The organism is Flavobacterium taihuense, from assembly GCF_019351435.1.
Lineage (GTDB): Bacteria > Bacteroidota > Bacteroidia > Flavobacteriales > Flavobacteriaceae > Flavobacterium > Flavobacterium taihuense.
Genome location: NZ_JAHWYN010000002.1, coordinates 263,869 through 288,867 on the forward strand (window position 1 = coordinate 263,869; position 24,999 = coordinate 288,867).

The window sequence follows — 24,999 nt, forward strand, 5'->3', positions numbered from 1 at the left end:
ATCAACTCTTTATTAAAATTCAGCATTCATTGGTGTTCTTGGGAAAGGAATTACGTCACGAATATTAGTCATTCCAGTTACAAACAGCACCAATCTTTCAAATCCAAGTCCGAAGCCAGAGTGAACTGCCGAACCAAATCGTCTAGTATCCAAGTACCACCATAAATCTTCTTCTTCGATTCCTAAGGCTTTCATTTTTTCAACCAAAACATCAAAACGTTCCTCTCTTTGGGAACCTCCTACGATTTCTCCAATTCCAGGGAAAAGAATATCCATCGCACGAACTGTTTTTCCGTCTTCGTTCAAACGCATGTAAAACGCTTTGATATTGGCTGGATAATCAAACAAGATTACCGGACATTTAAAATGCTTCTCTACCAAATAACGCTCGTGTTCCGATTGTAAATCAGCTCCCCATTCGTTAATAATATATTGAAATTTTTTCTTTTTGTTTGGAGTAGAATCTCTAAGGATATCTATCGCTTCGGTGTACGAAACACGTTTGAAATTGTTATCCATAACAAAACCTAATTTTTCCAACAAAGGCATTTCGCTTCTTTCAGCCTGTGGTTTTGATTTTTCTTCTTCCGTCAAACGACCTTCCAGGAATTTCAAATCGTCACCGCAGTGATCCACCGCATATTTTACTACATATTTAATGAAATCTTCGGCAAGATCCATATTGTCATTCAAATCATTGAAAGCCACTTCGGGTTCAATCATCCAGAACTCAGCCAAATGGCGAGAAGTATTCGAGTTTTCCGCTCTAAACGTTGGTCCAAAAGTATAAATCTGACCTAAAGCCATTGCAAAAGTTTCGCCTTCCAATTGACCGGAAACTGTAAGATTCGTTTCTTTACCAAAAAAATCTTCTTTGTAATTCACTTTTCCGTCTTCGGTTCTTGGTGTGTTGTCAAATGGCAAAGCGGTAACTTTAAACATTTCACCTGCACCTTCAGCATCCGATCCGGTGATGATTGGTGTATTTACATAAACAAAACCTTTCTGTTGAAAATAGCTGTGAACAGCAAATGATAAAACCGAACGCACACGCATAATCGCTCCAAAAGCATTCGTACGCACACGCAAATGCGCATTTTCACGCAAGAATTCCAAAGAGTGTTTCTTTGGTTGCATTGGGAATTTCTCTGCATCCGAGTCACCAAGGATTTCTAGTTTGTTTACCTGAATCTCATATTTTTGTCCCGCACCTTTGCTTTCCACTAAGCTTCCAGTTACCGAAATCGCTGCACCAGTTGTAATTCTTTTCAAAGTTTCATCTGGCGTATTCTCAAAATCGACAACACATTGTATGTTATTAATGGTAGAACCATCATTTAAAGCGATAAACTGATTGTTTCTAAAAGTTCTAACCCAACCTTTTGCATTGATTTCGGGTAACGTCGTTGTACTGTTTAGTAAGTCTTTAACTTTTGTGTGTCTCATTTTAATTTTAGATTTTAGTCCCAATAAGTATCGGGATGATTTTAGATTAAAACAAAAATCAGTGTTTTAATCTAAATGCAAATATAAAGGTTTTGTTTCAAATTGTCATTGTGAGCAATGGAGTAATCAGAGGTTATTTAACTTCGTTGAATCTTCGATTTCCTGCTACCAGCTATGTCTTTTACTTTTTAGAGCGAAAGTAAAAATATGACATTTCAAACTCAATTGAGAATGTATATAAAAAGAAAAATAAAAAATAATGGTTAGGGTTTATTTTTCGATTTTAGATATATTGATTGAAGTAAAAAAAGAATATTATTTTTTTGTTTTTTAACGCTAGATAATTGAGGTTATAGTAATGGTATATAACTATCTGACATTTTTTCAACTCAATTCTGAAAAAATGACATATTTTTCAAATGGCATATTTTTTGTTTTTCGGTATATAACTTGCGCAAGTTTAAAATAATTTTTTGTTTAACAATTTTAAAAGTAAAACAGTTATGAATCTTATTAAAAGAAATGGAGGTCAAGTCCCAGCTTTACATCGTTTGTTTTTTGATGATATTTTTGGCCGTGATTTTTTCAATTGGGAAAATAACAATTTTTCAACAACTAGTACAACGCTACCCTCTGTAAACATCAAAGAGACTGCGGACAACTATGAGGTGGAAGTCGCCGCTCCAGGTATGGATAAAAATGACTTCAAGATTACACTTGATGCAAACCAATTAACGATTTCTTCGGTGAAAGAAAATGAAAAAACAACTGGGAACGAAAATTACAGTCGTAGAGAATTTAGTTACCAATCATTTCAGAGAAGTTTTGAATTGCCTAAAAACGTAGTGGACGAGGATAAAATAATTGCTCGTTATGAAAATGGACTTTTATTATTGTCCATCCCAAAACGTGAAGAGGCAAAACCAAGACCTCCACGAATGATTGAAATCTCATAAATTCTCATTAATTAACTATTTTGAAAGCTGCTGTTTTAGGCAGCTTTCTTCATTATAAAACACACACAGATGTTGTCACAATTATTCTCCGGGATAGCTGTGCTGTCCTTTACGGTTTTATTATTGATATTGCTTTTGCGACGATTAAAGCAGCCTTATTTTATTGCTTACATTATAGCAGGTTTGCTATTGGGGCCTCAAGTATTTAACGTCATTTATGAACCCGAAGTGATTTCAGAATTGGGGCAAATTGGGATTGTGCTTCTAATGTTCTCCATCGGCAATGAAATCGATCTTCATTATCTATCGCATAATTTTTACAAGCCTCTTTTAATTGCATTGGTACAGATTGTACTTAGTTTTATTTGTATGTATATTGTTGGGTCATATTTAGAATGGAAGATGTCGACTATAATTTTGACGGCTTTCATAATAAGTTTGAGTAGTTCTGCGATTGTGTTTCAATATTTGGCAAAGACCGGTGAGATTAAAAGTCAGCTTGGAATTATTACCTGTGGCGTTTTATTGATGCAGGACATACTCGTGGTTCCCATGATATTGACGTTGAATTTTATGTCAGGAAATAATATTTCATCTGTAGAATTGATAAAAGTCTGCGTAGGAGGCGCATTGATCATTCTGTTTTTGAAAGCGGCGATCAGTAAAAAACTTTTCTCAATCCCTATGCGAAGAGAAATTATTGCCGATCATGAATTGCAGGTTTTCATTGGTTTCAGCATCTGTTTTGGTATGGCATGGATTAGTGAGTGGTTTGGACTGTCTCCTGCATTTGGAGCTTTTATCGCCGGTGTTCTAATTGGACACGACAAGGCGACACATTGGTTAGGTAAATCCCTAATTCCTTTCAGAGTGTTTTTTATGGCTTTCTTCTTTCTTGCAGTAGGTGTTCAGCTTGATATCAAGTTTTTTATTGAAAATATTGGGACTATAATATGGGTTTCAGTTGCTGTGCTTTTTATAAATAGCCTGATCAATGCTATACTTTTTAAACTTACAAAAAACTCATGGCGCGATAGTTTGTATGGAGGAGCACTTTTGTCACAAATTGGAGAATTTAGTTTTGTTTTGATGACCTTGGCATCTTCTTTGCAACTTGTGGGGATTTATACTTATCAAATAACATTGGCTGTTACAACTCTTACAATGTTTCTTAATACATTTTGGCTTATGATAATCCAGGAATTAATTTATAAACTGCCAGATTACAAAGAAAAATCTTTTTAGTATTGAATTAAACCAATAAAATCAAACTGATTTCAAAAGGCATATTTATAATAAAAACAACTAGTTATTTTATTATAAATATGCCTTTTGAAATAAAAATATTGCTGATTAATGTGTATGCTCCAATTCTTCTTTCTTTGTCCTCTTTTTTTCGAATGTCAATACCAATGCGGGTAAAACCAATAAATTGGCAAACATAGCAAACATCAAGGTGCATGAAATCAGTCCGCCAAGTGCTATCGTACCGCTAAAGCTTGACAATGTGAAAGTGGCAAATCCTATAATCAATACAATTGAAGTGTAAAAAGTACTGATTCCTGTTTCTCTCAAGGCACTAAATACTGATTTTTTTATTTTACCATTATAAAGATTCAAATCATGACGGTATTTGGCCATAAACTGAATGGCATTGTCTACAGAAATACCAAAAGCAATACTGAATACCAATATTGTAGAAGGTTTTAATGGAATGCCAAAATACCCCATCAATCCCGATGTAATGCAAAGCGGCAGAATGTTCGTAATGACAGATGCCATTACCATTTTGGCAGAACGGAACAAGTAAGCCATTAATCCCGCAATTAGGAAAATTGCAAAAATAAGCGATTCGATAAGGTTGTCAATAAGGTAAGAAGTTCCTTTTTGGAAAACTAATGCTTTTCCGGTTAGGGTAACTTCATAGCGCTCTTTTGGGAAAACTTTGTCTATTTTGGATCTTAATTTCCCTTCTACTTTTGCCATTTCCCCTGTTCCAATGTCTTTCATGAAAGTTGTGATTCGGGCATATCGTCCAGTGGAATCCACATAGCTTTTCATTAAATTGCCTTTAGTGTTTTTGGTAGCATTTTTGGCATATGATAATATAAATGCTTGTTCTTGTGAAGTTGGCAATTCGTAATATTCAGGGTTGCCATTGTAATAAGCCTGCTTAGAATATTTTACCAAATTAACAACAGAAACTGGTTTTGATAATTCTGGAATCTCGGCAATGGTTTTTTGCAATTCATCCATCTTTTTCATTGTTGATAATTTCATGACCCCTTTTTTGTGTTTGGTGTCAATCATTATTTCTAAAGGCATTACCCCATTAAACTCTTTTTCAAAAAAGATAATGTCTTTAAAAAAAGAGGCCGTTTTTGGCATTTCGCCTATTAAGCTTCCTGAAACTTTCATTTGGGAAACTCCAATTACACTAAAAATCAATAATAATCCGTAAATAATATAGATCATTTTACGATGGTTTTTTACGACACTTTCTACCCAATTTAATAATGCAGAGATATAGGTTTTACTTAAATGAAGCAAATGTTTTTCTTTTGGAACGTCCATGAAACTATACACTATTGGTACAATAACAAGAGTGAGTAAATAAACAATAATTACGTTTATGGAAGTTACAAGACCAAATTCAAATAACAAATCATTTCCGGTAATCATGAAAGTGGCGAATCCAGCAGCAGTAGTCAAGTTGGTCATTAAGGTAGAAACCCCAATTGTCGAAATTACACGTTGTAAAGCTTTGGCCTGATTTTGATGTGTTTTTATTTCCTGTTGGTACTTGTTGATCAGGAAAATACAGTTTGTAATTCCAATAACAATAATCAATGGCGGAATGATAGCGGTAAGAATTGTGATTTTATAATGAAACAAACCTAATGTCCCAAAAGACCACATTACACCAATAATCAAAATACACATCGAGATAAAAGTAGCTCGATACGAACGGAAGAATAAAAAGAAAATTAATGACGTTATAAATAAAGCGGCACCAATAAACAAACCAATTTCACCTTTCATGTTTTCGGCATTGATGGTTCGAATGTAAGGCATGCCCGAAACACGAAGGTCAATTCCTGTTGCTTTTTCGAACTTATCAATTTTCGGTACTAAATTTTCTAAAATGAATGTTTTTCTGGAAGCGGTGTTTACAATTTTTTTATTGAGGTAAATTGCGGAACGGATACTTCCGGATTCTTTGTTGAATAACAAACCTTCATAAAAAGGAAGATTATGAAATAATTCGAATTTTATTTTTTGAAGATATTCGGAATTCGTTGCTTGATTTTGATCAATAAGAGGAATCAATTTGAATTTTTGTGCAACCGTATCTTTTTCAAGTTTTTTTAGGTCATTCAAGGAAACAACCAATTCTACTTCTTTAGAATTTTTTAAACCCGTCATTAATTCGTTCCAGGCTGCAAATGCTTTGGGAGTAAAAAACGTCTTGTCTTTGAAGCCAATAACTATAAGATTTCCTTCTTCTCCAAATTTATTCAAGAAGTCTTGATACTGTTTATTTACGATATGTTTTTTAGGAAGTAAATTAGCTTCGGTATACGTCATGGCCAAATTTTTCCATTGAAAAGCCAGAAAAATGGTCAAAGCAAGGATAACCCCTAGTATAGTTATTCTGTTTTTAAGTACAATGCGGGCTATAGTTTCCCAAAACCCAACAGTTAATTTCTTTTTCATATATGTTTTAAAATGCATGCAAATGTACACAAAACAGTTAGAAATCACATGAAAGTGCTTTGATTTTCTGGTTGGTATTTAGGTATTTTTTTGACTTTATTTTTGTTTACAATAAGATAATTTGTGCATTATAAATTATATATTTGAAATTCTCATATTAGCACTTTTGTTTATGGGGTAAAGAAGTCAAGAAAAGTATGAAAAAGTACAGGAATACATTGTTTTATTTGGGGGTTACGGGTGGTTTTACTGCGTTAATGTATTGGATTATAAAGGCTGGAAAACATCTTGAGGGAAATAAAACAATCGTTCATCCTGTGGTAAGCGACAGTTCTTGGGACGATTTTCTGATTTCGATGATTCATAATGTTCAAGACCCTTTGGCTATTTTATTGGCCCAAATTATAATGATTATTCTTGTGGCTCGCCTTTTTGGTTGGTTTTTTAAAAAAATAGGTCAACCTTCGGTAATTGGCGAAATTATCGCAGGAATTGCATTAGGCCCTTCCTTATTGGGATTGTATTTTCCTGATTTTTTCCATGCTCTTTTTCCTGCCGATTCCTTAGAGAATTTAAAATTTTTGAGTCAGATAGGGCTGATACTTTTTATGTTTGTTATTGGTATGGAACTCGATATCAAAGTATTGAAAAACAGAGCTAAAGAAGCGGTTGTTATCAGTCATGCGAGTATTGTAATTCCGTTTGCATTAGGAATTGGATTGGCTTATTTTGTATACAATCGTTTTGCCCCAGAGGGCGTTAAGTTTCTTTCCTTTAGTTTGTTTATGGGGATTGCCATGAGCATTACTGCCTTTCCTGTTTTGGCACGAATTGTTCAGGAAAGAGGAATGCATAAAACCAAATTGGGAGCTATCGCAATTACTTGTGCTGCTGCCGATGATATTACAGCGTGGTGTTTATTGGCTGTAGTTATTGCTATTGTAAAAGCAGGAACTTTTGAAAGTTCAATGTATATCATTTCATTGGCTGCGATTTATGTGATTGTGATGATATTTTTAGTAAAACCTTTCTTGAAACGAATAGGGGATTTATATGGGGCCAAAGACAGTTTGAGCAAACCGGTCGTTGCGATCTTTTTTTTACTGTTGATTATTTCGTCGTACGCTACAGAATTAGTTGGGATTCATGCCTTGTTTGGTGCCTTTATGATGGGAGCCATTATGCCTGATATTCCTAAATTCAGGACTGTTTTTATTTCGAAAGTAGAAGATGTCTCCGTGATTTTGTTATTGCCTTTGTTCTTTGTATTTACGGGTTTACGTACCGAAATCGGATTGATAAACGAACCGTATTTATGGAAAGTAACGGGTTTTATTATTCTGGTTGCTGTAGTTGGTAAATTTTTCGGGAGTGCTTTGGCTGCTAAATTTGTTGGGCAAAGTTGGAGAAACAGCCTTATTATTGGCGCTTTGATGAATACCCGAGGCTTGATGGAATTGATTGTTTTGAATATCGGATTGGGTCTAGGAGTACTTACCACCGAGGTCTTTACTATGATGGTGATTATGGCTCTAGTCACTACTTTTATGACCGGACCAGCTCTGAACTTAATTAATTATATTTTTAAGACTAGTGATATTACTGACCATGATGAAGAAACAGGTCAAAATAAATATCGAATTTTGATTTCTTTTGGGAATAATGAAAAAGGGAAATCTTTATTGCGATTGGCTCATAGCTTGGTTAAAAAGCAAAATGAAACCTGCAGTATTACGGCATTGCATTTGTCTTTGAGCGATGAAGTACATACTTTCAACATGGAGGATAAAGAGAAAAGCAGTTTTAATCCGATTATGAAAGAAGCAGTTATTTTGAAACAGGAAATCACTACTATTTTCAAAGCTACCATTGATATTGAAACCGAAATAATTGATATTGCCAATCAAGGGGATTATGACTTGTTATTAGTTGGACTCGGAAAATCCATATTTGAAGGAACATTGCTGGGCAAAGTAATTGGGTTCACTTCCCGAATTATTAACCCCGAAAGATTGTTGGATAAATTCACGGGAAAAGAAGGGCTATTTGTGAATTCACCTTTTGATGAAAGAACCAGACAAATTGTTTTGAAAGTCAAAATGCCGTTAGGGGTTTTGATTGATAAAGATTTGAAAGAAGTTAATCAGGTTTTTATTCCGATATATGGTTCTGAGGATTCTTTTCTGATTGAATATGCTCAAAAAATTATATTCAATAATAATGCTACGGTTGCTTTTTTGGATATGAATGGTCATGTTGAATCGAATTTTGTTATTGCAAGTGCTATTGAGTCGTTACAACAAAAATTCCCGACGAATGTAATTTTGGATAACGAATCGATTCTGACGGAGGACTTTTTAATCAAACAAGATCTTATGATTGTGGGTCTGGAAAGTTGGAAGGACTTATTGGATTCCCGCAGTAAATGGTTGAGTGGTGTGCCTTCGGTGTTGATTATAAAGCCTTAATCATGAATTGGATTTTACTCATCATTGCCGGTTTTTTTGAAGTTGGTTTTGCCACTTGTCTGGGCAAAGCCAAAGAAACTTCCGGAATGACATCTACTTTGTGGATGGTTGGTTTTTTTGTAGCACTTTCTGTTAGCATGGCTTTATTATACAAGGCTTCCCAAACCTTGCCAATTGGTACCGCTTATGCTGTATGGACAGGAATTGGGGCAGTAGGAACTGTTTTGGTTGGTATTTTTGTTTTCAGAGAGCCCGCAACTTTCTGGAGACTTTTCTTCTTATTCACTTTGATATCATCTATAATTGGATTGAAATTTGTCTCTGTAAATTAAATATAAAAACTTTTTTAATTATTTTAAATCAAATATAAAATGGATAATGTACAAGAATACAATAGCATAGTATATGTGTTACTGGTAATTATTCTGGTATTTATTGTACTGCTTTGTTATCTTGTCTATCGATTGTTGGAATCTGGCAAAGCCAAAAAAAATATTGAAGAGCAATTTAGTTTACTCGAAATGAAAGTCAATAATCTGCAATTGGAAACATTGGAATCCAAGCTTAATCCGCATCTTTTCAAGAATATTCTCAATTCAATTCAGTCACATGCCTACCAAACTTATTTTGCCTTGGATAAATTGGCGAATGTCTTGGATTACATTTTGTACGAAAGTCAAAAAAAGTTTGTTTCGCCAAAAGAAGAAATTCAATTTGCTCTCAATTTGATTGAAATTAATAAAATCAAGGTAAGTCCGCTTTTTGAACTGAAAGTAAAAACGAGGATTAATGACGGGGAAAAACTGTATGAGCAAAATCTTCTGGCTCCGCTGATTTCGATTGATTTGATAGAAAATGCCTTTAAACATGCCGATTTGCAAAGTGCCGATGCCTTTATTTCGATACTATTTGAATTTAAGGATGATTGTTTCTATTTGACAGTTTCCAATAAAATTTCGGAGAAAAAAGCATTGAAAAAAGAACGTAGCGGAATTGGCGCAACAACATTAGAACAACGATTGAATATTATATACAAAAATCAGTTCAAATTGGATAAATTTGTCGAAAATGACATTTATATTGCGCATTTAAAAATCAATCTACTTGACTACAAAAATCAAATGTTTACTGCTTGACGATGAATTACCTGGATTGACTTACCTGAAAATGCTTTGTGAGCAAATTCCAGGGTTAGAAATTGTAAAAGCCTTTAATGATCCGCATAAATTACTCGACGAAGTTCCCAAACTCGATTTTGATTTGTGTATTTCGGATATCGAAATGCCGGGGATTGATGGGTTAACTTTAGCACATTTGCTTCAAAATAAATTGGTTATTTTTACCACTGCCTACAAGAATTACGCGGCCGAAGCTTTTGATATTGACGCCGTAGATTATATCACTAAGCCAGTTACAAAAGAACGCTTGGAAAAAGCCGTTGCTAAAGCTATAGAGCGAGTCCATATACAAGATACTTCAAAGAAGTTTATTCATCTGAATACTGATAAGGGAAAGGCATTGCTGCATTTTGACCAGATTCAATTCGTTAAAACAGCATTGGTCGATAGTAGAGACAAGGAAGTACATTTACTAGACGGTAGTCTTTTGATACTTAAAAACATCAATTTCGGTTCATTATTAAATCTACTTCCCAATACGGATTTTTGTAGGGTGAATAAAAAAGAAATCGTTGCAATAAAGGCAGTGCAGTTTTTCAATCATAATGAAATTACACTCTCTCTTGATGAAAATAAAGGAAAACCAATCGTCTTGGTTTTAAGCGAAACGTATCGTTCTGAATTTTTGACGAAAGTGAAAATCTAACTTATTACAAAGTTTTACGCTCTTGTTACATGTAGTCAAAATTAGATTCCAAATCGTTTTATACTTTAAAAATGGGTTCTCATATTTGCATTGAAATTAAATTAATTTAAAAAATGTCGTATGAAGAATGTCAAAAATTCTTTTTTTTATTTAACCATTATAGGCGGGTTCTCGGCTTTGATCTATTGGATTATTCTAAAAGGGAAAACGCTGGAAATTGGTCAAAATATAATTTCTAAGCAAACAGGTAGCGGTCATTGGGATGATTTTGTAACCTCGATGGGTCACAATTTGCAAAATCCTTTGGCAATTCTTTTGGTCCAAATCATAACCATTATTTTGGTGGCTCGTTTTTTTGGTTGGATATGCAGAAAAATTGGACAGCCATCCGTAATTGGTGAAATTATTGCCGGTATTGTTTTAGGACCATCACTGATAGGGATGTATTTTCCGGAATATTCGGCTTTGTTATTCCCTAAAGATTCTTTGGGCAATTTACAGTTTTTAAGTCAAATTGGTTTGATCTTTTTCATGTTTGTTATCGGAATGGAACTGGATTTGAAAGCGTTGAAAAACAAAGCACACGATGCCGTTGTGATTAGTCATGCTAGTATTATCATTCCATTTGCACTTGGTATTGGATTGGCATATTTCATGTATCATTCGTTTGCTCCTTCTGGGGTTGAATTTGCGTCCTTTGGATTATTTATGGGAATAGCCATGAGTATAACAGCCTTTCCCGTTTTGGCAAGAATTGTGCAGGAACGCGGGATTCATAAAACTAAATTAGGGTCTATTGTTATTACCTGCGCCGCCGCCGATGATGTTACAGCTTGGTGTATTTTAGCAGCTGTAATTGCTATTGTAAAAGCAGGTTCCTTTACTAGTTCACTCTATGTAATGGCGATGGCTGTGTTTTATGTTTTATTGATGTTGAAAGTGGTTCGTCCTTTTCTTAAAAAAGTAGGGGACTTGAATAGCACAAGAGAAAGTTTGAATAAACCCGTTGTGGCGATTTTCTTTTTGACTTTGTTGTTATCGTCTTATGTTACTGAGCTAATTGGGATTCATGCTTTGTTTGGTGCTTTTATGGCTGGAGCAATTATGCCTGAAAATAATAAGTTTAGAAATATTTTTATCGAAAAAGTAGAGGATGTCTCGGTGATTGTTTTGCTTCCTTTATTCTTTGTTTTTACGGGTTTAAGAACTCAAGTTGGACTGATTGATGATCCACATTTATGGGAAATTACTGGGCTAATTATTTTGGTTGCTGTTGTGGGTAAGTTTTTCGGAAGTGCATTGGCGGCAAAGGTAGTGGGACATAATTGGAAAGATAGTCTCTCTATAGGTGCTTTAATGAACACAAGGGGCTTAATGGAGTTGGTGGTGTTGAACATTGGTTATGATTTAGGCGTTTTGTCCACTCAGATTTTTACCATGATGGTGATTATGGCCTTGGTCACTACTTTTATGACAGGTCCAGCCTTGGATTTGATAAACTATGTTTTTAGAGACAAACCGACCATTGTCCCTGAAGAAATAAGCAATAGAAGTAAATTCAAAATCCTGATTTCTTTTGCCACAGCCGACAAAGGAAAAACATTGCTAAAAGTAGCCAACAGTTTGGTTAAAAAGCAAGGCGGAAATACCATAGTAACGGCAATGCATTTGTCATTAAGTTCTGAGCTGCATTCCTTTGATGTTAAAGACCATGAAAAGGAAATCTTTTTGCCTGTCCTTTCCGAATCAGAAAATCTAAATCAAAAAATTGTCACCCTTTTTAAAGTGTCCAATGACATAGATTCTGAAATAACAGAGACGGCAAATCATGGTGAATATGATTTGTTATTGGTAGGCTTGGGACAATCCATTTTTGAAGGAACATTGTTAGGGAAAGTGCTAGGTTTTACAACCCGAATCATCAATCCAGATCGTTTGATTGATAAAATTACGGGGAAAGAGGGCTTATTCGAAAATTCTCCTTTTGATGAAAGAACCAGACAAATTATAGCCAATAGCAAAATGCCCGTTGGAATTCTGGTTGATAAAGAGTTGGAGGAAATCAATCGGGTTTTTATGCCGATTTTCAGTAAAGAAGACAGTTTTTTGATAGAATTTGCCCAAAAATTGATACATAATAATGGTTCGCAAATTACTGTTTTGGATGCAGACGATCAAGTAAAAAACAGTAGAGAAATTCAGGAGTCTGTTCGCTCGATAGAACAAATAGCACCCAATCATATCATGATGATGCAGGAAAGAATCATTAAAAAAGAATTTTTGGAACAACAAGATTTGATGATTATTAGTCTGGAAAGCTGGAAAAAACTAATTGATTCACACAGTACGTGGCTCAATAATACACCTTCGGTATTGATTATTAAACCCTAAGTATTCAAACAAGGATAAATGGTTTTAAAGGTTTTATAGAAAACTTTTAAGACCATTTTTTATATTCCCAAATCAAGAACGAAAGTTAATTTTACAGCAATATTATCTTTAAAGTTGCTTAAATGATTTGGACCATATCTGTAATAACCGCCGAGTCCTAATCCGTTGAAGATTTTATTGAGCTCAATACCCGATTCAAAGAAACCTTTATTTAGGGTTTTAAAGGGAAGCCCCATATGTTTTTCTGGGTTTTTCATATTTCCCCAAGCCATTCGAGTAACAAAATCAAGAGAAGGTTTAAGTTTATTGAAAATATAAATTCGATTAAAACCGTGTTTAAACTGAAAGGACATGTGTTCACTGGAGAAAAACTCATTGAAGTACATGGTTTCAAAACTGTTTTTGCCGGCAAATGTAATTCGCTTAAAAATCGTTTCTTTGTTTAAATTATTCGGAGAGTTGCTGTACAATTGAGGAAGTGGGACATCGCCAAAGGCACGACCAGCTTCAAACAGCAAAAAAGTGCGCTGACCATTTAAATACTTGATCTGGTAGTCGGCTTTGAAGTCAATTTTGGTGTAAGTAAAATCATTATTCAAAACATCGGGAAGTGATTGTGTCATCTGAAGTGTAAATTTTGGAAACCTTTTTTCGGTTTCAATCCTTCCGGTTGGGGTTTGCATATAATCACTATACGGACTCCATTTTAAAGAGATTGTTGCCGTAGTCATAGTGTAAGTGGTATAGGACTTGCCATTCAGGTTGTAAGTGTACTCGAATTGTGGGGTTACAAAAGTATTGGCAAGTGCAAAAACACTTTCTACTTTTGGAATAATTTTGGATTCTAACGCAATTCTCCAATGTTCATATCTATAAAAAGTATTGAAATTGATTGCACGAGGATCATAGATTTTGAATGCCTTTTTTTCGACAACATAGTCTGTACTTGCAATGTCTCTAAGATCATCGGTATAGCTTATCCCAACCCAAGTGTTGGAAAATTTATCGACTCTGGCGCCAATTCCTAAGTTGTACTTGAACTTATAATCTCGAAGGCCATAAGCGGAATACCCTTCCAATCGGTATTTTTTGGAGAAAAAATCGTTGGTTATTCCGCCAATTCCCAGTCGTAGTCCTTCATAATTGTTATAACTTATTATTTTTCGCAAATCAAAGTCCCAAATCTTAAGAGGTAAGTAGCCAGTTAAGATTTTACGACCAAAATTCAGCCTGCTTTCAATTCTTTTTTTTATCGAAATGCTGTCTAGTGATAAATAGGTTTTCTCACTCCGGCTGTCCAAACTGTCTTTTCGGTATTCGACCCAAAAGCTTTCAGGTTTGTTTATGGCATTTTCTTTAATTTCTACTTGTACTACTGGTTTTTTGATTACCACTGGAGTGGTGTATTGGATGTCAAAATTGGTAGTTTGGGAGAGCAGATAGATGTAATCTGATTCGACTCTTTTCCTAGGGGTCAAATCTTCTTTAATGTCACCGTCAAATTGAATGGTTCCTCCAAGTATTTTTATATCGTCATCATTGGTGCCTTTTACAATTTTAAACTTTGTAGCGGTAGGAAACCACAAATATTTTTCCGGAATAAATTGAAATTCATGAATTCCAGTAATGTCCAGTATGCCTTTGATGCGCATAATCGCTTTTGCAACAGCATAATTAATTTCATCGATGTACAGGATTCCTTCCAAGCCAGCGGCTCTTCTTTCTTTTTTGTTTTTAAAGTAAACCATGTAGGTGTTTCGACCATTTATAGGTATAGTATCTAGTAGTTTGAAGTTGTAATCGTTTAAGGCGTCATTGGCAATTGGGCTTTTGTATTTGGTTTCAAAAAGCTCGTATTTAGAATCGTATATGGAGTAGGATTGAAGGTTAAAAGTAAGGATTTCGTATACTGGTTTTTTGAATCCGGCCATTCTCGTTCCTAAAATAGTCTCTTTTAATCTTTTGCCGTCGTATTGGTATTTTGATACTTTCTCGGTTTGAAACAAATGCTGTTTCTTGATGAGTTGTTTGAATTTGTAATCGGTTGAATCCAATTTTTTTAGATAAGTTTCATCTGAATAGGATACAAATACAGAGTCTATACTGCCATTAATGGAGTCTGGATTTGCAGTGACAATGAGTTTGTTATAGGATTTGAATTCGAAACTTTTGAGTTTTTCCTGTGGATTGTTCTGTACCTTGTTCTCAATGACTTTTTTTATAATAGCCAATGCTGGGTTTTCATTAGAAACCAGAACTTCATTGAGTTGATTTGTTTTTTGAACAAGAGTTATTTTATAAAATACTTTATTACTTTCTATGCTAATCGCTTTTGGTAGGTAACCAATATAAGAAACCGTTATGGATGTTATTTTGTTTTTGTACAGCAAACTGAATTTTCCATCAACATCAGAGATTGTGTTGGAACCATCATCCGAAACAATAGAGGCAAATGGAAGTGTTTTTTGAGTTGAAGCATCTTTCACAATTCCGTTTATTTGAAATTGCGCTTGAAGCGAGAGTGTAAAGAGGAAGAACAGTACAATAAAGTGCTTCATAAAAACAGTTTAAAACAAAACGTGTTTGTATTGGTTTTGTTGCAACAAAAATAGTAATAAAAAAATCCGCCTAGTTCCAAAAAAGCAAGACGGATTTAATAAACATTGAATTGAAAGATTAAACCTTCATTATTTCAGCTTCTTTAACGGCAAGAAGTTCATCAATTTTTTTAATATAGGAATTAGTCAAGTTTTGTACTTGTTCTTCGGCACTTTTACAAATGTCTTCAGAAGTTCCTTCTTTTTCTAGTTTTTTGATATCTGTATTGGCATCTTTTCGAGCGTTTCTAACGCCAATTTTTGCGTCTTCAGCTTCGGATTTGGCTTGTTTGGCTAAATCACGTCTTCTGTCTTCTGTAAGAGGTGGAACGCTAATTATGATCATGTCTCCATTGTTCATTGGGTTGAATCCAAGATTGGCAACCATAATTGCTTTTTCGATAGGGTGCAACATGTTTTTTTCAAAAGGTTGCAATGTAATCGTTCTGGCATCGGGTACACTAATTTTTGAAACTTGGGATAACGGAGATGCTGACCCATAATAATCAACAAAAACACTACCCAACATGGCTGGTGATGCTTTTCCAGCACGAATATTTAAAAATGCTTTTTCTAAATGTTCGATAGAACCTGACATGGATTCTTCGGTACTATCTAATATAAATTCAATTTCTTCTGTCATTTTTTTTAAGATTTCAGAGTTTAGACTTCAGATTTCAGATTGCTGTGCTACTATCTGAAAACTGCCTACTGCTTTTTATATGTTAACTACGGTTCCTATATTTTCTCCTTCACAAATTTTTAATAGATTCCCTATTTTATTCATGTCGAAAACCACTATTGGTAATTTATTTTCTTGACTTAAAGTAAATGCAGTGGTATCCATTACATTTAATCCTTTTTTCAGTACATCTTCAAAAGAGATAAAATCAAATTTTATTGCTGATTCATTTTTCTCGGGATCACAGTCATAAACACCATCTACACGAGTTCCTTTTAGAATCACGTCGGCATTGATTTCAATTCCACGTAAAACGGCTGCGGTATCTGTTGTGAAATATGGATTTCCAGTTCCCGCTCCAAAAATAACAATTCTTCCTTTCTCCAAATGACGATCCGCTCTTCTTTTGATATAAGGTTCTGCTATTGATTCCATTTTTAAGGCAGTTTGCAAACGGGTTTTCATGCCTTTGTCTTCAAGAGCACCTTGTAATGCCATTCCGTTAATTACGGTTGCTAGCATTCCCATATAATCTCCTTGCACTCTGTCCATCCCAGAACTAGCTCCTGCAACACCTCGAAAAATGTTTCCTCCACCAATTACTATAGCGATTTCTACTCCTTTTGCATGAATTTGCTTGATTTCGTCGGCATATTCGGCCAATCGTTTTGGGTCAATTCCGTATTGTAAATCGCCCATTAAAGCTTCACCACTTAATTTCAGAAGGATTCTTTTGTATTTCATTAGTCCGTTTTTGTTTTTTAAGGTCTCCTTTCGTTTATCGAAAGAAAATGGCATCAATAATTGGGTTTAATGCTGCCAAATTTGTGCAAATATAGACATATTCTGTTTTTTTTGAAAATAGTGTTCCTTAAATATTTGAATTAAGTTTTTTGTATGTTTTTTTTGCAGATTCGTATCCAATATCAAAGATAGCTTGCATTTTTATTTTGCTGGTTTCAAAGGTGCTATAGAGTGATAAAGCTTCAGGTTCAATCAACCAGTCGCAATGATTAAATTTGTGGATGCTAGAATTCGCGGAAAATAGATCAAAGGCTCTGGCCGTTACAGATTTAATCGAATTTAAATCTTTAGCTTCTATTTTTTGGATTGGACTTACATATACTCCAATTAAAGTATCGCATTTGTCTTGCAAAATTTCGGTTGGAAAATGATTGAGAATGCCACCATCACTATACAGTTTCCCTTTGATTTCATAAGGTGACATTACTCCAGGAAAAGAGGAAGAGGCCAAAATAGCGTCGATTGTTTTGGTTTCGGGACCAAATATTTTTGATTTTCCTTTGATCATATCGGTAGCAGTAATGTGAACGGGGATTTTAAGTTCAGATAAAGTAGTATCTTTAAAGATTTCATAGAAATACTCTTTAAAAGATTCTGAGTCAATCAATCCCGCCTTGGAGAAGGTGAAATGTTTCCAGTGAAAAAAATAAATGGACTTGAAGAATTCCAAAATAGCCTCTGGTGATTTCCCGCTTCCGTATAAAGCGGCAACAATCGAACCAGCACTTGAACCAGCAATCTGGTGAGGTATTATGTTTTTTTCTTCCAAAAACTGTAAAACACCAGCGTGAGCAATTCCTTTTGACCCACCTCCGGATAATATTAGACCTATTGATTTTGATTTACCGTCCATTTGATAAAAATATGCATTTTGTTTATGCTAACGTGATTTTTATCACATTTTAAATGTAAACATATCTCTAAATTTGTTTCAATAAATTTGTACAATGAAATACGCATATCGACATTGGGCGTATACACCAATGAAGATATGTGATTTCTATATATCAAAAAAAAAATAATAGGTATGAAAAGTTCAGTAGCGAAGGCGTTGTTTAATAGTTATACATACATAGAATATAAAAAAATTGTTTCCGATCTGTTGACCGACGGGAAATCGACCGGAAATGAGCAATCTGAAGATTTATTGCATTACAGTACCTTGAATGAAACTCGTTTGAAACGCTTGGATAAAACGATAACCGTTCCTGTGGAAGTTAGTGCTAAGTTAAAAGCTTTGGAGAAAGAATATATTTGGTTGGTTATCGCTGAAGGTTGGTGTGGCGATGCCGCACAAGTACTTCCTGTATTAAATAAAATGGCTTTAGAATCTGATAAAATAGATTTGAAAATTGTATTCCGTGATTCGAATGATGATTTAATGAATCAGTTTTTGACCAATGGAGCCAGAGCGATTCCAAAACTTCTTATTATTGATAAAGAATTGGGTAAGGTTTGTAAACATTGGGGGCCAAGACCAAAAGGAGCTTCGGATTTAATAAAAAATTACAAAGAACAATTTGGGATTGTGGATGAAGATGCTAAGTCACAGTTGCAGCTTTGGTATTTGCATGATAAAGGGGTGTCTGTGCAAAATGAAGTTGTAGAAATGATGTATTCCATAATAGAGTTTGCTTGTTTATAACTATAAGATTCTTTTTTTTATTTTTATTTTTTTTATATTAAAAAAAATGTAATTTAGTGACTGCTAACCAAGTCTACAATTTTGATTTACTTTTTTTTATTGGTGTGTTTAAAAATATTGTTTAACAATTAAAAAAACATCATTATGAAAAATCTATTTGAAAAGGTTTATGATTATGTATCTCATTTTCTATTTGGAAATGAAAGTGCCACTCATTATTGATCAATAGCGTAGACAAGTTAAAAAAAGCAAGTATGAATTAACATTACTTTGGTTTTAGTAAAAACACATCACAAATTCAATTCTGTATTTGTCATGTGTTTTTTTTTTGATTACAATCCAGGGTTTAGGGTTTGTTCGAATAAATTGACATCTATTGCATCTATGACATCGTAATTCCCAATTTTGGTGCGGCGCAAAACCGTTAGGTGCGAACCCGAGTTCATCGCTTTTCCAAAATCATAAGCTAATGAACGGATGTAAGTACCTTTGCTGCAAACGACTCTAAAATCGACTTCGGGAAGTGCGATTCTAGTGATTTCAAATTCGTGAATGGTAGTTTTTCTGGAGGCAATTTCTACAGTTTCTCCAGCGCGCGCATGTTCGTATAAGCGAATGCCGTCTTTTTTTATAGCCGAAAAAATAGGTGGTTTTTGGTCAATTTCGCCCAAAAACTGTTTTACGGTTTCGTGTATGAGGGATTCTGTGATATGTTCTGTTGGGAAATTTTGGTCAATTTCGGTTTCCAAATCATAGGATGGAGTAGTGGCTCCAATGTAAAAAGTTCCTATATATTCTTTGGCTTGACCTTGTAATTCGGAAATTTTTTTGGTAAATTTTCCTGTGCAAACTAATAATAATCCAGAAGCTAATGGGTCTAAAGTACCAGCGTGTCCAATCTTGAATTTTTTTGGCAATCCTGCTTTATTGATAAGCGCATATTTTAGCTTGTTTACCGCTTGGAAAGAAGTAAAATGCAAGGGTTTGTCTATCAATAGAATTTGCCCGTTTAAAAAATCTTCAGTTGTCATTAAATTACAGTCAAAGGATGAATGAAATAATGAATTGCCAACAAAACAATTCCTGCGATAATACGATAGTAACCAAAAATTTTAAACCCGTTTTTTGTCAAAAACCCGATAAAACTTTTAATAGCCAAAAGCGCCACTATGAAAGCAATCACATTTCCTATAATCAAAAAATTGATTTGGTCGTGAGACAATACAAAACCATCTTTGTAATAATCGTAACACTTTTTTGCTGTTGCTCCAAGCATTGTAGGTACTGCGAGAAAGAAAGAGAATTCAGCAGCTGTTGTGCGAGACAATTTTTGTGACATTCCTCCAACAATCGTAGCGCCACTTCTGGAAACACCGGGAATCATGGCAAGGCATTGAAACATCCCTATTTTGAAGGCTTGTAAATACGTGATTTCTTTCGTGGTTTCTGATGCGTTTGGTTTATTGAACCAATCATCGACTTTTAATAAAATAATTCCACCGATCAAGAGTGAAACCGCTACCGTGACCGGACTTTCCAATAAGGTATCTATTTTTTTGCTGAAAAGCAGTCCGAAAACAACGGCAGGAATAAAAGCAACCAATAATTTGAAGTAAAAATCAAATGATTGAAAAAAGCGTTTGAAATATAAAACAACCACAGATAAGATTGCTCCTAATTGAATTACGATGGTGAAAAGTTTGGTGAAAGGATCATGCTCAATTCCGAAAAATGTAGATCCAAGAATAAGATGTCCGGTTGATGAAACGGGCAAAAACTCTGTAATTCCTTCGATGATTGCAAGGAGGATAGCTTGTAATGTATTCATTTTTGAGAAAGTTTTCAGTTTTTAGCTTTCAGTTTTCAGTCTGTTGTTAACTGAAGACTGAAATCTGAACACTGTTTACTGTTTTTTAGTATTTTTAAGAATGGCATAAATGGTGATCCCAAAACCAATTAAAACGGTAGTTGGAGCCAGACGAATTCTTCGGAAATCAAAAACAGAGTCGTTGAAAACATTAGGGTCGTCACTACCTCCGCCAGACATTAGTATAAAACCCAATGCAATTACACCGATTCCGATTAATAGGATTGTATAGTTTATTTTTTCAAAAAGGAATTCGTGTTTGTGTTCTTCGTTTTTCATTTTGTCATTGCGAGGGGTTGCGAGGCACGAAGCAAAGCAATCTCATCCTCAGTTTTAAGTTTATGTTTTATAACTGAAATCTGCAGTTTAAAATCTGCGATCTAATATTAATATAGGTCGTCTGTTCTTAAATTTAAGAAACGTTGTGTGGCAAAATAAGTGCTTAACCAAGTAATTAAGACGCCAAGTCCAAATACGGCAACTAGTACAAGTCCAATTAGTAATTTATCATCTAAGATTCCAAGGTCAGGAAAATTGTTTTCCAGATAAATCAAAACACCAATTAAAGCAATAATAGCAAGACCTGCACCAATCATCCCTAGTTTGATGCTTCGCATTACAAATGGTTTTCGGATAAAAGCTTTTGTGGCGCCCACCATCTGCATTGTTTTGATAATAAATCGATTGGAATATATCGAAAGTCGCAACGAACTATTGATTAAAAGTACCGCTATAAATGTCAAGAATGCACTGATGATTAATATCCACATACTGACTTTTTTGATGTTGTCGTTTACCAAGTTTACCAATTGTTTATCGTAAACAATGTCAGAAATCATTGGATTTTTGCGCAAACGGGACTCGATTTTTGCGATACTGTCACGAACAACGTAATCGGCTTTTAAGTGGATGTCGTATGAGTTTTGCAACGGATTTTCACCCAAGAAGGTTACAAAATCTTCGCCAATAATATCAGTATGCTCTTTGGCGGCCTGTTCTTTGGAAACATAGACAAAAGATCTGGAAAACTTGGTCGTTTTCAATTCCTGACCAAAGGCTTTTAGAATAGTGTCATTGGCTTCGTTTTTGAAAAAAACAGTCATTGCTATTTTTTCTCTGAAGTCATCGGCTAGTTTTTTGGAATTGATAATAAAAAATCCCAATATGCCTAGTAGAAACAATACTAAGAATACACTTAGTACTACTGAAAAATAAGAGGAAATTAACCTGCGTTTTTGAAACTTTTCAAAGGATGAACTCATAGTATATCTAAATTACGGGGTAAAAATAATAAACATATTCTTTAATTTGAAGTTAATAACTCCCAAAGTTTTAACTTTCGTACAATAAACGTAAATTTGGCACCTAAAAATAGTCATCGTGAGAAAGTCTTTGCGGCTTTGTCTCTTTGTTCCTTTGCAATTTTTATAAAAATGACTTGAGTATGCGATAGCATGACTCCGTCAAAAAAAACATTAAGAAAGTAGAATGAAATACAATCCGAACGAAATAGAAGCCAAATGGCAAAAATACTGGGCTGACAATAAAACTTTTGCAGCCAAAAACGATTCAGACAAACCAAAACATTATGTGCTGGATATGTTTCCTTATCCGTCTGGAGCGGGACTGCACGTGGGGCATCCGCTAGGGTACATCGCATCGGACGTGTATTCTAGGTACAAAAGACATCAAGGTTTTAATGTTTTGCACCCAATGGGGTATGACAGTTTTGGGTTGCCGGCGGAGCAATATGCAATTCAGACTGGGCAACGTCCTGAGGACACGACTTCGGTAAATATTGATGGTGGTGTGGACAAAGAAGGAAAAGTGATTGCAGGTTACAGAAAACAGTTGGACAAAATAGGATTTTCATTTGATTGGGATCGTGAAGTGCGTACTTCGAATCCCGATTATTACAAGCACACGCAATGGATTTTTATCCAATTGTTTAATTCTTGGTACAATAAAAATACTGATAAGGCTGAGGATATTTCGACTTTGACTTCGATTTTTTCTGCAGAAGGAAATGCGAATGTAAATGCGGTCTGTGACGATAATATTGATGTGTTTTCGGCAAATGAATGGAATGCTTTCGCAAAAGAACAACAGGAGAAAATTTTGTTGCAATACCGATTGACGTATTTGGCAGAGACCGAAGTGAACTGGTGTCCGGGATTGGGAACGGTTTTGGCGAATGACGAAATCGTAAACGGTGTTTCGGAACGTGGCGGTTATCCTGTGATTCGTAAAAAAATGACGCAATGGAGTATGCGAATTTCGGCTTATGCAGAACGTTTGTTGCAAGGTTTAAATGATATTGACTGGAGTGAAAGTATTAAAGAAAGCCAAAGAAACTGGATTGGAAAATCGGTAGGGGCGATGGTAGATTTCAATGTGTTGCCATCAACCAACAACCAACAACCAACAACTATTTCGGTATTCACAACTCGTCCTGATACGATTTTCGGAGTTACATTCATGACTTTGGCACCGGAACATGAATTGGTAGCACAAATCACGACTCCAGAACAAAAAGCAGCAGTTGAAGCTTATATTGAAAAAACAGCCAAACGTTCCGAAAGAGAGCGTATGGCCGATGTAAAAACTATTTCGGGAGTTTTCACTGGAGCTTTTGCAGAGCATCCGTTTACCAAAGAACCGATTCCGGTTTGGATTGGGGATTATGTTTTGGCTGGATACGGAACAGGTGCCGTGATGGCGGTTCCTTGCGGTGACGAAAGAGATTATGCTTTTGCGAATTTTTTCAAAGGACAAAACGGAATGCAGGAAATCAAGAACATTTTTGCGAATGTGGATATTTCCAAAGAAGCTTTTGGTTCTAAAGACAATGTAGAAATTGCCAATTCGGATTTCCTAAACGGACTGAATTACAAGGAAGCAACCAAAAAGATAATTGAAGAACTTGAGAAAATAGGTCAAGGAAAAGGGAAAATCAATTACCGTTTGCGTGATGCGGTTTTCTCCCGTCAGCGTTATTGGGGAGAGCCTTTCCCTGTGTATTATGTGAATGGCTTGCCGCAAATGATCGATGCGCAACATTTGCCTATCATCTTGCCTGAAGTAGAGAAATATTTACCAACCGAAGACGGATTGCCTCCATTAGGAAATGCAACGATTTGGGCTTGGGATAGTAAAAAGTTGATGGTTGTTGGTTGTGAGTTGATAGATAATGTGACCGTTTTTCCATTGGAATTAAACACGATGCCGGGTTGGGCGGGAAGTTCTTGGTATTGGATGCGTTATATGGATGCACATAATGAAAATGAATTTGCCAGTGCAGAAGCCTTAAAATATTGGGAAAGCGTGGATTTATACATTGGTGGAAGTGAACATGCTACAGGTCACTTATTGTATTCCCGTTTTTGGAACAAATTCCTAAAGGATAAAGGTTTTGCACCAACCGAAGAACCATTCAAGAAGCTGATTAATCAGGGAATGATTTTGGGGATGAGTGCGTTTGTTTATAGAGTCCATGGTGTAATAATGTCTGATCCGAATGAAGGGTTTAGTGTGCTAAGTCCAGAAATGCCTACTTTATTTATTTCAAAATCAAAATATGATAAAATCAAAAAAGGAGATGAAGATGAAAGTGAGAAAACAAGAGCTATTTATTTGAAGCAGATTAATGATGCTTTTCCAAACATACACATTAATTTGGGCAGTATTGAAGTTTCTGAAATTCATGTAGATGTTTCAATGGTAAATTCTTCTGATGAGCTGGATATTGAAAAATTTAAAGATTGGAGAGAATATTACGCTAATGCTAAATTTATTACTGAAGACAACGGAAAATATATAGTTGGTCGTGAAGTCGAAAAAATGTCGAAATCCAAATACAATGTAGTAACTCCGGATGATATTTGTAATGAATATGGAGCAGATACGTTGCGTTTGTATGAAATGTTCTTAGGACCATTAGAACAAGCGAAACCTTGGAACACGGCTGGTATTTCGGGAGTTTTTGGTTTCTTGAAAAAACTATGTCGTTTGTATTTTGATGATAATGGTTTGATTGTTACCAATGACGAACCAACGAAAGACAACCTAAAATCATTGCACAAAACCATCAAGAAAGTGGCTGAGGATATCGAGAATTTCTCTTTCAATACTTCGGTTTCGCAGTTTATGATTTGCGTGAATGAATTGTCAGCGCAAAATTGTCATTCTCGTGCGATTTTGGAGCCATTAGCGATTGTGATTTCTCCTTATGCACCGCATATTGCCGAAGAATTATGGTCGTTGTTAGGGAATACGGATTCTATTGCAACGGTGCCTTTTCCAGCTTTGGAAGAAAAACATTTGGTAGAAAGCGATAAGGAATATCCTGTTTCTTTCAACGGAAAAATGCGTTTTACGATCAATTTGCCTTTGGATTTAACCAAAGAACAAATTGAGGAAATCGTAATGAAAGACGAAAGAACCATCAAACAACTGGACGGTAAAACGCCAAATAAGGTGATTATCGTTCCGGGGAAGATTATCAATTTGGTGGGATAGAAAGAAATCAAATTTCAATTTCAATAGCAATTGATGGAGAAATAAATCCAAAAAATAAATTCCAAATTCCAATTTTACGATTGG

19 protein-coding genes are annotated in these 24,999 nt (G+C 35.0%); 9 read left to right on the forward strand and 10 right to left on the reverse strand.

Annotated features, from left to right (window positions below):
• Nucleotides 1–12 precede the first annotated feature (12 nt).
• The gene (gene asnS, locus KZH69_RS02765) at nt 13–1,446 is read right to left on the reverse strand and encodes an asparagine--tRNA ligase (RefSeq protein WP_219315935.1); all 1,434 of its coding nucleotides are present in this window, start codon (nt 1,444–1,446) and stop codon (nt 13–15) included.
• Nucleotides 1,447–1,949: 503 nt separating this feature from the next.
• On the opposite strand from asnS, the gene KZH69_RS02770 reads away from it, so the two are divergent.
• A complete protein-coding gene (locus KZH69_RS02770) occupies nt 1,950–2,402 on the forward strand; it encodes an Hsp20/alpha crystallin family protein (protein WP_219315936.1) in 453 nt (150 codons plus the stop codon).
• A gap of 69 nt (nt 2,403–2,471) precedes the next feature.
• Complete coding sequence (locus KZH69_RS02775; RefSeq protein WP_219315937.1) at nt 2,472–3,647, forward strand: cation:proton antiporter domain-containing protein; 1,176 nt, start codon at nt 2,472–2,474, stop codon at nt 3,645–3,647.
• 108 nt (nt 3,648–3,755) lie between these two features.
• Here KZH69_RS02775 and KZH69_RS02780 read toward each other — a convergent pair whose 3' ends face one another.
• Nucleotides 3,756–6,119, reverse strand: a complete 2,364-nt coding sequence (locus tag KZH69_RS02780; protein ID WP_219315938.1) for an efflux RND transporter permease subunit — start codon at nt 6,117–6,119, stop codon at nt 3,756–3,758.
• A gap of 197 nt (nt 6,120–6,316) precedes the next feature.
• On the opposite strand from KZH69_RS02780, the gene KZH69_RS02785 reads away from it, so the two are divergent.
• The 5 genes from KZH69_RS02785 to KZH69_RS02805 all read left to right on the forward strand — a co-directional run bounded on the left by KZH69_RS02785 (nt 6,317) and on the right by KZH69_RS02805 (nt 12,802).
• Nucleotides 6,317–8,587, forward strand: a complete 2,271-nt coding sequence (locus KZH69_RS02785; RefSeq protein WP_219315939.1) for a cation:proton antiporter — start codon at nt 6,317–6,319, stop codon at nt 8,585–8,587.
• A 2-nt stretch (nt 8,588–8,589) separates the two neighbouring features.
• Nucleotides 8,590–8,919, forward strand: a complete 330-nt coding sequence (locus KZH69_RS02790; RefSeq protein ID WP_219315940.1) for a DMT family transporter — start codon at nt 8,590–8,592, stop codon at nt 8,917–8,919.
• A 39-nt stretch (nt 8,920–8,958) separates the two neighbouring features.
• Nucleotides 8,959–9,723, forward strand: coding sequence for a sensor histidine kinase (locus KZH69_RS02795; protein ID WP_219315941.1), 765 nt, complete (start codon nt 8,959–8,961; stop codon nt 9,721–9,723).
• Nucleotides 9,692–10,411 (forward strand): LytR/AlgR family response regulator transcription factor, encoded by a 720-nt coding sequence (locus KZH69_RS02800; RefSeq protein WP_219315942.1) that lies wholly within the window; start codon nt 9,692–9,694, stop codon nt 10,409–10,411. Before KZH69_RS02795 ends, KZH69_RS02800 begins: the two co-directional genes overlap by 32 nt.
• A gap of 120 nt (nt 10,412–10,531) precedes the next feature.
• The gene (locus KZH69_RS02805) at nt 10,532–12,802 is read left to right on the forward strand and encodes a cation:proton antiporter (protein WP_219315943.1); all 2,271 of its coding nucleotides are present in this window, start codon (nt 10,532–10,534) and stop codon (nt 12,800–12,802) included.
• Nucleotides 12,803–12,861: 59 nt separating this feature from the next.
• Here KZH69_RS02805 and KZH69_RS02810 read toward each other — a convergent pair whose 3' ends face one another.
• The 4 genes from KZH69_RS02810 to KZH69_RS02825 form a co-directional block, all read right to left on the reverse strand.
• Nucleotides 12,862–15,360: a DUF5686 family protein gene (locus KZH69_RS02810; protein ID WP_219315944.1), complete on the reverse strand. Its 2,499-nt coding sequence runs from the start codon at nt 15,358–15,360 to the stop codon at nt 12,862–12,864.
• 118 nt (nt 15,361–15,478) lie between these two features.
• Nucleotides 15,479–16,042: a ribosome recycling factor gene (gene frr, locus KZH69_RS02815; RefSeq protein WP_219315945.1), complete on the reverse strand. Its 564-nt coding sequence runs from the start codon at nt 16,040–16,042 to the stop codon at nt 15,479–15,481.
• A 75-nt stretch (nt 16,043–16,117) separates the two neighbouring features.
• Entirely contained in the window at nt 16,118–16,825 is a 708-nt protein-coding gene (gene pyrH / locus KZH69_RS02820) for a UMP kinase (protein ID WP_219315946.1), read from the reverse strand.
• A 127-nt stretch (nt 16,826–16,952) separates the two neighbouring features.
• Complete coding sequence (locus KZH69_RS02825; protein ID WP_219315947.1) at nt 16,953–17,738, reverse strand: patatin-like phospholipase family protein; 786 nt, start codon at nt 17,736–17,738, stop codon at nt 16,953–16,955.
• 174 nt (nt 17,739–17,912) lie between these two features.
• On the opposite strand from KZH69_RS02825, the gene KZH69_RS02830 reads away from it, so the two are divergent.
• On the forward strand, nt 17,913–18,530 hold the full coding sequence (locus KZH69_RS02830) for a thioredoxin family protein (RefSeq protein WP_219315948.1): 618 nt from the start codon (nt 17,913–17,915) through the stop codon (nt 18,528–18,530).
• 332 nt (nt 18,531–18,862) lie between these two features.
• Here KZH69_RS02830 and truB read toward each other — a convergent pair whose 3' ends face one another.
• From truB to KZH69_RS02850, 4 genes are all read right to left on the reverse strand, one after another.
• A complete protein-coding gene (gene truB / locus KZH69_RS02835) occupies nt 18,863–19,561 on the reverse strand; it encodes a tRNA pseudouridine(55) synthase TruB (RefSeq protein ID WP_219315949.1) in 699 nt (232 codons plus the stop codon).
• Nucleotides 19,561–20,358: an undecaprenyl-diphosphate phosphatase gene (locus KZH69_RS02840; RefSeq protein ID WP_219315950.1), complete on the reverse strand. Its 798-nt coding sequence runs from the start codon at nt 20,356–20,358 to the stop codon at nt 19,561–19,563. Before KZH69_RS02840 ends, truB begins: the two co-directional genes overlap by 1 nt.
• 75 nt (nt 20,359–20,433) lie before the next feature.
• Nucleotides 20,434–20,676 (reverse strand): DUF3098 domain-containing protein, encoded by a 243-nt coding sequence (locus tag KZH69_RS02845; RefSeq protein ID WP_219315951.1) that lies wholly within the window; start codon nt 20,674–20,676, stop codon nt 20,434–20,436.
• A gap of 107 nt (nt 20,677–20,783) precedes the next feature.
• A complete protein-coding gene (locus KZH69_RS02850; RefSeq protein ID WP_219315952.1) occupies nt 20,784–21,659 on the reverse strand; it encodes a cell division protein FtsX in 876 nt (291 codons plus the stop codon).
• A gap of 226 nt (nt 21,660–21,885) precedes the next feature.
• Here KZH69_RS02850 and KZH69_RS02855 point away from each other — a divergent pair, with 226 nt between their 5' ends.
• Nucleotides 21,886–24,915: a leucine--tRNA ligase gene (locus KZH69_RS02855; RefSeq protein ID WP_219315953.1), complete on the forward strand. Its 3,030-nt coding sequence runs from the start codon at nt 21,886–21,888 to the stop codon at nt 24,913–24,915.
• The last annotated feature ends 84 nt before the right edge of the window (nt 24,916–24,999 follow it).